This window comes from Pseudomonas sp. LS_2 (genome assembly GCF_042709235.1).
Lineage (GTDB): Bacteria > Pseudomonadota > Gammaproteobacteria > Pseudomonadales > Pseudomonadaceae > Aquipseudomonas.
Window position 1 is genome coordinate 38,563 of the sequence record NZ_JAVAYC010000021.1, and the last position, 12,510, is coordinate 51,072.

The 12,510-nt window shown below is 63.7% G+C and carries 14 protein-coding genes; 6 read left to right on the forward strand and 8 right to left on the reverse strand.

Annotation, left to right across the window (positions count from 1 at the left end; genetic code table 11):
* The first annotated feature begins 45 nt into the window (after nt 1-45).
* Together RAC97_RS18185 and RAC97_RS18190 are read left to right on the forward strand one after the other, a co-directional pair.
* Nucleotides 46-516: a hypothetical protein gene (locus tag RAC97_RS18185; RefSeq protein WP_375100874.1), complete on the forward strand. Its 471-nt coding sequence runs from the start codon at nt 46-48 to the stop codon at nt 514-516.
* A 68-nt stretch (nt 517-584) separates the two neighbouring features.
* Nucleotides 585-875: a PA4642 family protein gene (locus RAC97_RS18190; protein WP_375100873.1), complete on the forward strand. Its 291-nt coding sequence runs from the start codon at nt 585-587 to the stop codon at nt 873-875.
* A 127-nt stretch (nt 876-1,002) separates the two neighbouring features.
* Here the strand turns inward: RAC97_RS18190 and RAC97_RS18195 are convergent, their stop codons facing one another.
* From RAC97_RS18195 to RAC97_RS18205, 3 genes are read right to left on the reverse strand one after another with little or no spacing between them, the layout of a single operon-like run.
* The gene (locus tag RAC97_RS18195) at nt 1,003-2,481 is read right to left on the reverse strand and encodes an aldehyde dehydrogenase family protein (RefSeq protein WP_375100872.1); all 1,479 of its coding nucleotides are present in this window, start codon (nt 2,479-2,481) and stop codon (nt 1,003-1,005) included.
* Between the two features lie 24 nt (nt 2,482-2,505).
* Nucleotides 2,506-2,721, reverse strand: coding sequence for a hypothetical protein (locus RAC97_RS18200; RefSeq protein ID WP_375100871.1), 216 nt, complete (start codon nt 2,719-2,721; stop codon nt 2,506-2,508).
* Nucleotides 2,722-2,772: 51 nt separating this feature from the next.
* The gene (locus RAC97_RS18205; protein WP_375100870.1) at nt 2,773-4,323 is read right to left on the reverse strand and encodes a GMC family oxidoreductase; all 1,551 of its coding nucleotides are present in this window, start codon (nt 4,321-4,323) and stop codon (nt 2,773-2,775) included.
* A gap of 154 nt (nt 4,324-4,477) precedes the next feature.
* On the opposite strand from RAC97_RS18205, the gene RAC97_RS18210 reads away from it, so the two are divergent.
* Nucleotides 4,478-5,380: a LysR family transcriptional regulator gene (locus RAC97_RS18210; RefSeq protein ID WP_375100869.1), complete on the forward strand. Its 903-nt coding sequence runs from the start codon at nt 4,478-4,480 to the stop codon at nt 5,378-5,380.
* A 75-nt stretch (nt 5,381-5,455) separates the two neighbouring features.
* Here RAC97_RS18210 and mqo read toward each other — a convergent pair whose 3' ends face one another.
* Both mqo and RAC97_RS18220 read right to left on the reverse strand, forming a co-directional pair.
* Nucleotides 5,456-6,961, reverse strand: a complete 1,506-nt coding sequence (gene mqo / locus RAC97_RS18215) for a malate dehydrogenase (quinone) (protein WP_375100868.1) — start codon at nt 6,959-6,961, stop codon at nt 5,456-5,458.
* Nucleotides 6,962-7,560: 599 nt separating this feature from the next.
* The gene (locus RAC97_RS18220; RefSeq protein ID WP_375100867.1) at nt 7,561-7,794 is read right to left on the reverse strand and encodes a hypothetical protein; all 234 of its coding nucleotides are present in this window, start codon (nt 7,792-7,794) and stop codon (nt 7,561-7,563) included.
* A 144-nt stretch (nt 7,795-7,938) separates the two neighbouring features.
* Here RAC97_RS18220 and RAC97_RS18225 point away from each other — a divergent pair, with 144 nt between their 5' ends.
* Nucleotides 7,939-8,523, forward strand: a complete 585-nt coding sequence (locus RAC97_RS18225) for a YajG family lipoprotein (protein ID WP_375100866.1) — start codon at nt 7,939-7,941, stop codon at nt 8,521-8,523.
* Nucleotides 8,524-8,579: 56 nt separating this feature from the next.
* Here the strand turns inward: RAC97_RS18225 and RAC97_RS18230 are convergent, their stop codons facing one another.
* Entirely contained in the window at nt 8,580-9,221 is a 642-nt protein-coding gene (locus RAC97_RS18230; protein ID WP_375100865.1) for a TetR/AcrR family transcriptional regulator, read from the reverse strand.
* A 158-nt stretch (nt 9,222-9,379) separates the two neighbouring features.
* Between RAC97_RS18230 and RAC97_RS18235 the strand changes: the two genes are divergently transcribed.
* Complete coding sequence (locus RAC97_RS18235) at nt 9,380-10,603, forward strand: MFS transporter (RefSeq protein ID WP_379671500.1); 1,224 nt, start codon at nt 9,380-9,382, stop codon at nt 10,601-10,603.
* Nucleotides 10,604-10,637: 34 nt separating this feature from the next.
* On the opposite strand, the gene RAC97_RS18240 is transcribed toward RAC97_RS18235, so the two are convergent.
* Entirely contained in the window at nt 10,638-10,844 is a 207-nt protein-coding gene (locus RAC97_RS18240; RefSeq protein WP_375100863.1) for a hypothetical protein, read from the reverse strand.
* Nucleotides 10,845-11,000: 156 nt separating this feature from the next.
* On the opposite strand from RAC97_RS18240, the gene RAC97_RS18245 reads away from it, so the two are divergent.
* Nucleotides 11,001-11,261, forward strand: a complete 261-nt coding sequence (locus RAC97_RS18245; RefSeq protein ID WP_375100862.1) for a hypothetical protein — start codon at nt 11,001-11,003, stop codon at nt 11,259-11,261.
* Between the two features lie 32 nt (nt 11,262-11,293).
* Here RAC97_RS18245 and RAC97_RS18250 read toward each other — a convergent pair whose 3' ends face one another.
* Nucleotides 11,294-12,460, reverse strand: a complete 1,167-nt coding sequence (locus RAC97_RS18250) for a 1-acyl-sn-glycerol-3-phosphate acyltransferase (protein ID WP_375100861.1) — start codon at nt 12,458-12,460, stop codon at nt 11,294-11,296.
* Between the last annotated feature and the right edge of the window lie 50 nt (nt 12,461-12,510).

Sequence of the window (12,510 nt, forward strand, 5' to 3'; positions counted from 1 at the left end):
GCCGAGCGGGCGTGCTAGAGTGTCCGCTCATTCCAAGGAGCCGTCATGCGTGCCCTCATACCCCTCCTGCTGGCCGTGAGCCTGCCGTTGTCGGCGGCGCCTTTGCACAGCCAGTTCCTGCCGCCGGACGACCTTTCCCTGCGCCAGGAAGCCCCCACCGCGCAGCAACTGCTGCAAGTCACCGACTACTCGGTAGTGGTGGGCACCCAGCGCCAGTCCGACCAGCAGCCGATCCCGATCACTTCGTCATTGCAGGTGCGCCTCAAGGGCAAGCCGCTGAGCAAAGGCGCGACCATCGCCCAGGTGCTGCTGAACTTCGATGGCGAGGCCGGCAAGAGCCTCAAGAAACCCGCCTACGACCAGGCCTCGCGCACGCTGACGCTCAATTACCCGGTGGCCGACTACCGCGTGGTAATGGACCTGCTGCGCAACGAAACCCTGTACGTGCAGTTCCTGACCTACGGCAACGGCCATGTCTGGGCCGACCTGCATACCGGCACCGTACGTACGCGTTGAGGCGTGCGGCGTGCGGGGGGTACACTGCCGCCTTTGAAATGCCCGTGGTGGCCCAGTCGGAGTCGGCAATGCGTAAAGACAAGAAGCAGGTGATTGGCGATGAAATCAGCGATGACTACATCAAGACGTTCCTTCAGTTCGAGCCTGCCGATGGTGTGACTTCGCCGTCTCACCACAAGCTGGTCAAGGCCTACCGTGGCCTGCGCATTGATGACTTCGAGCGTTTCGTCGGCTTCTTCGTCGCGGCGGGCCATGACGTGGATGGCAAGGACGAGCACGGCAAGACCTTCGTTGAAGCCATCGCCGACCAGCGCAATGCGCCGGAATACATCGAGGTGATCGAAAAAGCCCGTGGTTGATCGTAGGCTTCTTCGCGGGTGAACCCGCTCCTACAGGTACCGCGCCGTGCTGAAGAGCTGCGCTGAACCTGTAGGAGCGGGTTTACCCGCGAACACCGGCGCAGCCGGTGCCATACAGCAAAGCCCCTCAGCCCTGACTGAGCCCCGGCTTCAAGGCAATGTGCTTGTACTCCTGGAAGTCCTCCAGCGCCGCAAGCCCATTCAAGCGCCCCAGCCCAGACTGCTTGAAGCCCCCTTCCTCGGTACTGTCGTACACCTTTGCCCAGTCGTTGATCCATACCGAGCCCACATCAAGGGCCTGCGCCACGCGCAGCGAGCGGTCCACGTCGCGGGTCCAGACACTTGCGGCCAGCCCATATTCGTTGTCGTTGGCCAGACGGATCGCCTCGGCTTCGTCCGAGAAACGCTGGATCGTCAGCACCGGCCCGAAGGTTTCCTCCTGGATGATAGCCAGGCGGTTGTCGAACACCTCCAGCAGTGCAGGGCGGAAGAACGCGCCGCTCGCCAGTGGCCCGTTCCGCACGGCGCCACCCCGTTCGACCACCCTGGCCCCTGCCGCGATCGCCTGTTCGACCACCCGCTCGACCCGTTCCACATTGGCGCGGTCGATCAGTGGCCCCATGTCGCTGGCCGGGTCCGCCGCCGGGCCGACCTTGACCCGACGCAGTCGCTCGGCCATCGCGTCGCGCACCTGCCCATACACGCCGTCCTGCACCAGCAGGCGCGAGCCGGTCATGCAGAACTGGCCGCTGAAGACGGTCAACGCTTTCTCCAGCACCGGCAATGCCGCCGCTACATCAGCGTCGTCGAACACGATCATCGGCGTCTTGCCGCCCAGTTCCATGCCAAAGCGTTTCACGTGGCGGGCGCCGGTGCTGCTGATCGCACGCCCGGTCTGGGTCGAGCCGGTGAAGCTCACCACTGGAACATCCGGCGACTCCACCAGGTAGGCCGAGCCTTGCGGGCCGCTTTCGAAGAACAGGTTGATGACGCCCTGGGGCAAGTCCTTGGCTTCGGCCATGACCTTGGCCATGGCGCTGCCGATCTGCGCCACCTGCGACGGCAGCTTGATCACCACCGTGCAGCCGGCAGCGAGCGCCGGCGCCAAGGAGCGAACGGTCAGCACCAGCGGGGAGTTCCACGGGGCGATAACGGCCGCGACGCCCATCGGCTGGCGCAGGATCATCGAAATGCTGCCAGGCTTGGGCGTGACGGCGCGGCCACTTTCCAGCAGTGCAGTGGCTGCCGAGTAGCGCAGCTTGCTCGGGATCATGTCCAGTTCGAAGGCGGCTTCGGCCTGGACCTTGCCGTTCTCCAGCGAAAGGATGTCCAGCAGCTTCTGGCGATTGCGCTCGAAGGCGCTGGCCAGTTGCTCCAGGACCCGGGCACGCAGTTCATGGTCGTGCGCCCATGGCGTTTCCTTGAAGGCACGCTTGGCTGCCGTGACAGCGGCCTTTGCCGCGGCCAGGCCGTCATCCATGTAGTAGCCAATCACCTGGTAGGTGGCGGGGTCGATCGACTCCCGCCGGGTGCCTTCCGCGCGCAGTACGCCGTCGATCCAGTTGAAGGCCTTGCGCAGCGCTTCATCGTTCGTGGCCTTGGCCATTGTTTGGTTCCCATTGAAAGAATTTCAGTCGTCGCAAGCCCGGCGCGCGCTGATGCGCGCCCACTTGCGCTCTATTGCGCCAACCGCTGCCCTGACGATCGGCTCTGTGATATTGGCGACGATCGGCACGATGATCAGCGTGGCGCCGAGTACTCGTAATGGCAGCGGCCAATCGCTCAGCACATCTCCCACCAGGGCGAGCACGAGCAGCACGGTGGGGTAGACGGCGAGCCAGATCATCGCCGTCTTCCTCAGGCGCTGAAGCAGCGTGCTACGTGGCGACAAGCCGACTTACCCGTTGATCCAGTGGGCGACGCGCTCGGCCAGCATGACCACCGTGGGGTTGGTCGCGACAGACGGCACGTCGGGGAAACTGGAGGCATCGACGACGCGCAACTTGGCCACGCCTCGTACACGTCCTTGGTAGTCGGTCACCGCGTGCGGATCGTTGTCGCCGCCCATCGGCGCTGTCGAGGTGGGGTGGTGGTAGATGTCCAGTGCCGTGGGCAGGGCGGCTTCCAGCGCCGCCGGGTCGACGATCGCGGCACCTGGAACCAGCTCCTGGGCGATGATTTCGCTGAGCGGCCCTTGGCTGGCGATGCGGCGGATCATCTGGATGCCCTCGACCATCAATGCCCGGTCTTCTGCCTCGCCGAGAATGTTCAGGTCGATGATCGGCGCAGTGTTCGGGTCGCGGTCGCGCAGCTTCAGCGTGCCGGTGGAGCGTGGACGGGTCAGGGCCAGCGCCAGCATGAAGATGGCGCCGGTCGGCGAGTCTGCCGGGTCGCCGTAGTGCACCGCAGTGACGTGCAGGTCGCCGTCGTTGGGGCCGCCTTTGGACGACTTCGCCCAGAGGATTGCGCCCACCGGCGGAATGGGCAGGCCCAGCCGCTCAGGGCGCGCTGCCCAGATGGTGTAGAAGAACGGATGTTCTTGCAGCCGTTGCCCGACCGGGAGGTCGGCGGCGATGGGGATATCCAGCGCCTGCAGGTCGGCAGCCGGACCGATGCCGGAGCGCAGCAGGATTGCCGCCGAGCCGTAGGTGCCGGCCGACAGCACGATCTCATTGGCACCGATACGCTGGCCGTCGGCCAGGATCACCGCGCGTGCCTGGCCGTTCTCGACCTCGACCCTGTCGACCAGCGTTTCGCTGAGAATCGTCAGGTTCGGGCGCAGACGGACCGCGTCGGACAAGTAGGTCATGCCCGTATTCAGCCGCTGGCCCATGCGGTTGTTCATGGGGTAGGGGCCGGCACCGAATGGCGAGTCGCCGTTGAAATCCTTCACCCGTGCGAACCCTGCGCTTTCAGCCGACGCAATGAAGGCGTACTGCATGTCGGAGATTTCATCGTCCTGCAACTGATGGATCGGCTCCGGGCCGGTGCGACCGCGGCACTGATCGACGCCTGAGACCGTCCGCTCGCTGGAGCGGAAGAAGGGCAGCACGTCGTCGACGGACCAGTGCGGCAGGCCGGCCTTGGTCCAGCGCTCGAAGTCGGCGGCCGGTGCACGCATCCAGACGCCGGCATTCACCGCAGAACAACCGCCCAGCACCTTGCCGCGCGGTACTGGAAACGACTTGCCGCCCCAGCCAGTCTCGGAGCTGAAGCCCCAGTCGTGGTCTGGGTCACCACCAATTGCCGTTTGCAGTCGGACCGCATCGGGGTAGTTGTGTGGCGCATAGGCTTTGCCCGCTTCGATCAGCAGGACGCGACGCGATGCATCCTCGCTGAGGCGGTTGGCCAGTACGGCGCCTGCCGAACCGCCGCCTACCACGATGAAGTCGTAGGCGGGTGCTTCACTCGCTGTTCCCGACGTGGTGTTGCCACTGTTGTTATTCATGGGAGAGATCCGTTGTTAGCGCTGTGAGCGCAATGAACGAGGCAACCGAGGGTCGATCGGTTATTTGCACGCAATCACTTTCATGATTGGCCGCGACCTGCGTTTACAGAAGGTGGGTAGCGGTCCTATGATTCGCGACAATATGTCCGCAATCATGTTGGTCGAATCGTTCAGTGGCCTCGTGGCCTTCGCTGCTGCCGCAGAGACCGGCAGCTTTGCTGCGGCTGGACGAAAGCTCGGCTTGTCGGCCTCTGCGGTCGGCAAGGCTGTCGAGCGTCTGGAACTCAAGTTGGGCTTGCGTTTGCTGAACCGCACCACCCGTTCGCTGGCGCTGACGGGTGAAGGCGAGGTGCTTTTCCGGCATGTTGGCAACATCCTGAAAGAACTTCAGGAGGCCGAGCGCGAGCTTCACTTGGTGCAGCACACGCCGCGTGGGCGACTCAAGGTCAGCGTGCCCACGGTGATGGGGCGCAAGATCGTCCTGCCTGCGCTTCGCGACTTCCGTTCCAGCTTCCCGGAAGTGACCATCGATATCAGCCTGGATGACATGAAGGTCGACGTCATCGAAGAGGGCTATGACATCGTGCTGCGCCTGGGTGAGTTGGAGGACTCGGGCCTGCAGGCTCGCTGCATCGGCCCGCATACCTTCACCACCTGCGCCTCGCCCGAGTACCTGGCGCAGCATGGCGTGCCGCGCTCGCCCTCGGAGCTGCACGAGCACTGCTGCATCTACTACCGGTTCCCCACCACCGGGCGGCCGGAGACCTGGGCGTTCAAGGGCCCGGCGCCGGCCAAGCCGCTCAGGCCAGACATCGTGCTGAACGATGGCGAGGCCCTTGCTTCGGCAGCGCTCGGGGGGCTGGGGATCGTCCAGGCGCCGAGTTACCTGGTGAAGGAGGACGTAGCGGCAGGCAGGCTGCAAGCGGTGCTTGAGGACTACACGGAGAATCGCGGCAGTATCTGGCTGATGTGGCCGCCCCGGTGCGCACAAACGCCTCGGGCCAGGGCGTTCATCGACTTCATTTCCGAACGGGTGCCGCAGCAACTGGCGGAGTGAAGCGCTTGCGAACAACAAAAAACGCCCCGAAGGGCGTTTTTTGTTGTTCCTGACAGGTCAGGCGCAGTGCTTTGCTCAGGCGTAGTGCTGGGCCGGGCTGCTCTCGACCAAGCCCAGTGCCTCGTCGTTGTGGGCGCTGATCTTGTGGTAGAGGGCGGCGTCGGTGGCCAGGGTCTTCTCGCGGGCCGGGAAGATCTCCTTGAGCTTGGCGGCCCAGGCACCGTTGGCCTGCTCGGGGAAGCAGCGCTCGATCAACTCCAGCATGATCGACACGGTCACCGAAGCGCCAGGGGAGGCGCCCAGCAGCGCGGCCAGGCTGCCATCGGCGGCCGAGACCAGCTCGGTACCGAATTGCAGGATGCCGCCTTTCTTCGGGTCTTTCTTGATGATCTGCACACGCTGGCCAGCCACTTCCAGGCGCCAGTCCTCGGCCTTGGCCTCGGGGTAGAAGCGGCGCAGCGACTCGAGGCGTTGCTCCATCGACTGCATCACTTCGCTGACCAGGTACTTGGTCAGGTCCATGTTGTCACGGGCTACCGCCAGCATCGGGCCAAGGTTGCCCATGCGCACCGACAGCGGCAGGTCCATGAACGAGCCGTGCTTGAGGAACTTGGTGGTGAAGCCGGCGTAGGGGCCGAACAGCAGGGATTTCTTGCCATCCACCACGCGGGTGTCCAGGTGCGGCACCGACATCGGCGGCGCACCGACCGCGGCCTGGCTGTAGACCTTGGCCTGGTGCTGCTTGACGATTTCCGGGTTGTCGCAGCGCAGCCACTGGCCGCTGACCGGGAAGCCACCAAAGCCCTTGCTCTCCGGGATACCGGAGGCCTGCAGCAGCGGCAGGGCCGCGCCCCCGGCGCCCAGGAACACGAAGCGGGCATCGACCTCACGGCTGCCGCCGCTGTTGACGTCCTTGATGCTGACGGTCCAGCCGCTGCCGTTACGGCGCAGGCCAACCACTTTCTTGCTGTACTTGACCTGGGTGTTCGCGTCGTTGCCCAGCAGCTTCAGCAGCTTGTTGGTCAACGCGCCGAAGTTCACATCGGTACCCTTGAGCACGCGGGTGGCGGCGATGCGCTGGTCGGCCGGGCGACCCGGCATCATCAGCGGCATCCACTCCTTCATCACGGCCTTGTCTTCGGTGTATTCCATCTCGGCGAAGGCGTGGTGCTGCTTGAGCAGCTCGAAACGCTTCCTGAGGAAGTCGACGCCCTTGTCACCTTCGACGTAGCTCAGGTGCGGCACGGGGTTCACGAAGTCGCGTGCAGGGCCGAAGCCACCCTTGTTGCTCAGGTAGGCCCAGAACTGGCGGGACACCTCGAACTGGGTGTTGATGTGCACCGCCTTCTTGATGTCGATGCTGCCATCGGCGGCCTGGGGCGTGTAATTCAGCTCGCACAGGCCGGCGTGGCCGGTCCCGGCGTTGTTCCAGGGGTTGGAACTTTCCGCGGCACCGGAGTCCATCGCCTCGACGACTTCCAGCTTGAGCGTCGGGTCCAGCTCCTTGAGCAGTACGGCCAGGGTGGCACTCATGATGCCCGCGCCTACCAGTACCACATCAACCGATTCGTTCTGCGCCATTAACGCGTCTCCACAATCTACAGCACCTAATTGACAGCATAGGACGCCTGGGGTGGCCAGGGTCGCCATGTCCGACTCTTCGCAGTTCTTGCAACTTCCGCGGACACCGCCAACCAGTCTTGGGTGTTCGGATATTGAACGCCCTTGCCGCTGCTGCGGCAATTCGACTTATGGTCAAGGGGCCCGTCGCGGGTTACGGAGCGGCTTCAGGCTCCCATCCAGGATGAGCGCTTTTGCCGTCTGTTCAGGGCTGTCAGGGACACATCTGTCGCTTTTACACATGCCAGACTGTTCATTTGCTCGCCACACTCTCGTGAAGTTGTGAAAACCGTTTTTTCACGCTCTTTTGAAGACGTGAACCTCAAAGTGGACTGCGCGATGGCAACCCGCAGGTTCATGCGAAGGGCTGTGGCCGGAAACAGCAGGCACGACGCCAAGGCAAGACCTGAGTGGAAGGCTCTCTGTGGGCGAGGGTGAAGATGCCGGGGTCAAGCGGCGAATGCGGGGCCCGATCAGGAGACGTCCTTATAATCGGGGGCAGATTATAACGAGGTCGCGGGCAGAAATGTGCGCTTCTTGGCTTTTTATTGCAGCGTTTGTCAGGCCGGCAGGCTGCGTTGCAGCCAACGGCGGCTTGCGCGGGCGCAAACACGGGCGCTGGCCGGTAGTGGGCGACCCAACCAACCCAGGTGCGCTTCGCTGACCTGCACCCAGCCGTTGCCATCGGGTGCCTGGCTGCACTGCTTGAAGCCCAGGCACCGGCCGTCGGCGTCCAGGCGGGCGTAGGTATTGTGGCGCGGGCGTCGGAAAAGTTGAGTCCAGAGCGATGCCATGACGGTGGTTCCTGTGCAGTCGGGGCCAGGACAAGGATAAGCACAGGGCATGAAACCATTGTGACAGTGGGGCTGGGCCGATGACTGGCCTGTATCAGGCTGGGTATACTGTGGGCCTTTGCCGCTTTTTCTGGAGAAATGCGCATGCTGCAACGTCTGTTGTTCGGTTTGATCGCGGTGGCCACGCTGAGCCTGGTCGGTTGTGCCCACAGCCCGCAACAACTCAGCCCACAACCCAAGCTCAACGCCCAGCTGCAACCGGTAGGCCGTGGCCAGCCGGTCGTGGTCAAGGTGGTTGATGGCCGTGCGTCGCCAGCGCTGGGCACCCGTGGCGGCATGTACCCTGAAACCAGCACCATCAGTGTCGGTGCCAATGATGTACTGCCCAAGCTGCAGGCCCAGGCCGAAGCGGCGGTGCGCCTGCTGGGCTTCACCCCGACACCCAATGCCTACAACGCGCCGCAACTGACCGTGACGCTGGCCGAGCTCAAGTACCAGTCGCCCAAGGACAAGATGTACGTGACCGAGGCGACCATCGGCGCCACCTTCCGCGCCGACGTGTCCAATGCCAATCGCCGCTACAGCGGTCGTTACGGCGCTTCCCTCGACCAGCGTTTCGGCATGGCGCCGAACGAGGAAACCAACACCAAGCTGGTCAGCGATGTGCTCAGCGATGCACTGACCCGCTTGTTCAAGGACCCGACCATCGGTCAGGTGCTGGGCGAGTAACCTTCGCCGCTTGAATGAAGAAAACCCGCTGCCTGGCGACAGGCAGCGGGTTTTTTTTATGTTCCGGCCGTGCCTCCTGGCGCCGCGGGAGCCGTCGCCGCATCCCACGCCGACATTGCCTGGGTGATGGAAGCCTCTATCGCCGCGTAGGGAATGTTGTCGCGGGCCAAGGTGGACAAGCCAAGCAGAAAGGCTTCGAACACCCTCGCAAGGGTCTGGGCCTGGGTATCGGCTCGCAATTCACCGCTGTCGATGCCTCGTTGCACGCAGGCCACGAACCCTGCTCTGGTCCGAGCCCGAGAGCGGGTCAAGGGCATCGTCGCAGCGGCGTGTTCCTCGGAGGGAGCGCTCATGACGCCAAGTCCAACCATGCAGCCTGTGGGGTGACCTTCTTCCCATTGCATCCTCGCCGAGCTGCGCAACGCCGTTTCAATGGCTTCACGAGGAGGGATGCCGGTATCCCACAGTGGCTCCGTCACCTGTGCGTGGGTGGACAGGTAGCGTTGCACGCATTCCTGGAACAGCGCCTCCTTGGAGCCGAAGGCTGCGTAGAAGCTAGGCGCGGAAATACCGTTGCCAATACCGGCCTTGAGCTGGGCCAGCGAGGTCGACTCGTAGCCGTACTGCCAGAAGATGTGCATCGCTTGCTCGACCGCCTTGTCGCGGTCGAAAGTGCGTGGGCGCCCCATTTCCGCCATGTCGGACTCCAGGAAAATGCCGTGATTTATATACTAGTCAATACATAAGTCGTTGACAATCGAGCGCTGCCCTCACTAATGTATCGATCGGTATATATATGGTCTTCTGCGTTCGCAGTAGCTCACCCCCTCTCACTTTCACCGAGACATTCATTGCGATGACAACCACTTCAACGGCCTCTCCGGCAGCGGCCAGCACCCAGGACGACCGATTTCCGCTGGCCGCATTGCTCGCCTTGGCCATGACCGGCTTCATCTGCATCATCACCGAAACATTGCCGGCCGGTCTGTTGCCGCAGATGGCGACGGGCCTAGGCATTTCTACCGCGCTGGCAGGGCAGGCAGTGACCGCCTATGCACTAGGTTCAATGCTGGCCGCCATTCCCCTAACGATTGCCACGCAGGGCTGGCGGCGGCGCAAGGTCTTGCTGGTCGCTATCGTCGGCTTTCTCGTTTTCAATTCGATCACCGCGTTTTCGTCGAACTACTGGCTGACGCTCGCTGCTCGATTCTTCGCCGGCGTCTCGGCCGGGCTTGCGTGGAGCTTGCTGGCTGGCTACGCGCGCCGGATGGTGCCGGTGCGCCAGCAAGGCAAGGCGTTGGCCGTGGCAATGGTTGGTACGCCGATCGCGCTGTCGCTGGGCGTGCCTTTGGGCACTTGGCTCGGCACCGTAATCGGCTGGCGCAGTGCGTTTGTCTTGATGTCGGCACTGACCTTGGTGTTGATCGTCTGGGTGCTGGCCAAGGTGCCGGATTATCCGGGCCAGGCGGGGCACGAGCGCTTGCCGCTGCGCAAAGTGTTCACCACGCCGGGAGTACGACCCGTGCTGGGCGTGGTGATCGCCTGGATGCTGGCCCACAACCTTCTCTACACCTACATCGCGCCGTTCGTCGTACAAGCGGGCTTGGCCACGCAGGTGGACCTGGTGCTGCTGACCTTCGGCGTGGCGGCACTCATCGCCATCGGCATTACCGGTCGGCTTGTCGATCACCACTTGCGCGCCACGGTCCTGGGCAGCCTGGCGGTCTTCGCAATGGTGGCCTTGCTGTTCGTCTGGCTGGCTCGCGTTCCGGCTGCCATCTACATCGGCGTGGCTGTGTGGGGGTTGACCTTCGGTGGCGCGGCAACGCTTTTGCAGACGGCATTGGCAGATACGGCGGGCGAGGGGGCTGACGTGGCCTTGTCGATGAACGTTGTGGCCTGGAACAGCGCCATTGCGGGGGGGGGTTTGCTAGGGGGCGTACTGCCTGAGGCCTGGGGAGTGATGTCTTTCCCGCCAGCGTTGGTGCTGGTGGTGGTAGTCGGTTTCGTCATCGCGTGGTCGGCACGTGGCCACGGTTTCCAGGCCGGCGCGCGTCATGTGCGAGTGCCAGGGCATTGAGGATGCTGGAGCACAAAGGCCTATCGGGCTGCGTTCAAGCAGCCGCGATGCCAAAGTCCAGCATGCTCAGGCCCGTGCCTGCATCGATTTCCGGCAGGTCATCGTGCGCATGCCCGCCGAGGGCGCAGTAGACCAGCCAGCGGCGGTCATGGACGTTGATGGCGAAACCGTCGATCAGCGCTTGTTGTTCATCGTTCTGGGCCACGAGATAGAGACGGTCCTGGTTTTCGGCGTGCAGCATGGTGAGTTCCTGTCAGAAAAGGCCGACAGGGTGGCGTGGCCGTGTGACGTGCGTATGACAGGTGAAACCTTGTGACAGTTGGTCGCAAAAACCGGGCGGGTGCGTTGGCCTTGGGTAGAATGCCTGGCTTCGTTTTCGTCGCTACGAGGTTGTGCGATGTCGCTGCAATTGCTCTGGGGGCTCCTGGCTGCCCACCCGGCCAAGCTCATCAATGTGCTGGCCCTGCTCATCACCTGCCCGGGCGGCTTGCTGCTGCACGTCGCCCGCCGCCGCGAGGTGCAGGCCCGTGAGAGCCTGGCCGCCGAGGAGGGCGTGGTGGATGCCTTCTACCAGCGCGTACCGCGTTACTACTACGTCCTCGGCTTCTCCTGCCTGGCCATGGCGCTGTTGCTGTCCTGGTTCAGCACCGTGGTGTGAGTCGCCGGGGCCGCTGGGCGGCCCCGGAAACATCAGGCCACCGGGCTGTGCGCCTTGACCTGGTACTGGTTGCGCACCGGCGTTGCGTATTGCAGTACCAGATAGGGGCGATGTTCCACCGGGCAGGCGTCCAGGCGGCGCTGCCATTCGGCCTTGGCGCGCTCCAGCTCATCGGCTGGGAACAGTGTGTCGGCGCTCGGCACACCCAGGGCCTCGTCCTTTTCTTCCCACATCGCGTAGGCCAGGTAGTGAGCCGGGAACAGCCGGTAGCCGCCGAGAATCTGTCGGTCGATTTCCTGGGCCAATTGCTTGGTGTCCTCGAAGTACTCGGTCACCGGTGGCGCGAAGTTGATGTGCACCCGGCCTTTGTAGCCGGTGATGCCCAGGGCGATGCTGTTGTCGTCCTCGCCGGGGGCCTTGGTGTAGCTGCCGGTGGTGGCGCGGATGTACAGCTCGCGGGCCTTGGCCTGGTCGCAGGGGTCGTATTCGTAGCTGATTGATACCGGGATCAGGTTCAGACCCTGGATCACCGTGCCGAACGGCTCTTCCTTGCGGCTCATGTGGAACATCTTGAGGATCGCCGAGTCGGTACGGTCGTCACCGTCCTTGGCGCGACCTTCGGCCTGGGCGATCCAGATCGAGGCGCCGTCGTTGCGGATGGAGTGGTTGATATAGGCCGACAGCAGCTGGTAGGCAGCCAGCTTCTCGCGTCGACCGCTCAGCGAGCGGTGCACGATGAAGCTCTTGTTCAGGCGCATCATGTCGCTGACAAACGGCTTTTGCAGCAGGTTGTCGCCGATGGCGATACGTGGCGTCGGCAGGCCTGCGTGGTACACCGCGTAGTTGACGAAAGCCGGGTCCATCACGATGTCGCGGTGGTTGGCCAGGAACAGGTAGGCGGTGCCGGCCTTGAGCTGTTCCACGCCGGTGTAGGTGACGCCGTCGGTGGCGCGGTCGATGGTGCGGTCGACGTAGTACTCGACCTTGTCCTGCAAGGTGGATACGCAGCTGACGCCGGCGAACTCCTGGCGCAGGCGCCGGGCGATCAGCGGTTTGAGCAGCCAGCCGAAGGCGCCCGCCGCGCGGGGGAAGCGGAAGTGGGTGAGGATATCGAGGAATGCCGGGTCGCTGAGCAGGCGTGCCAGAACGGCAGGGACCTCAGCGTCGTCGTACGGTCGGATGGCATCGAATTCGCCCATCATGCTCTCTTGTTGGAAACGGCTAGGGTAATAGATAGGGGTGGGGTTCG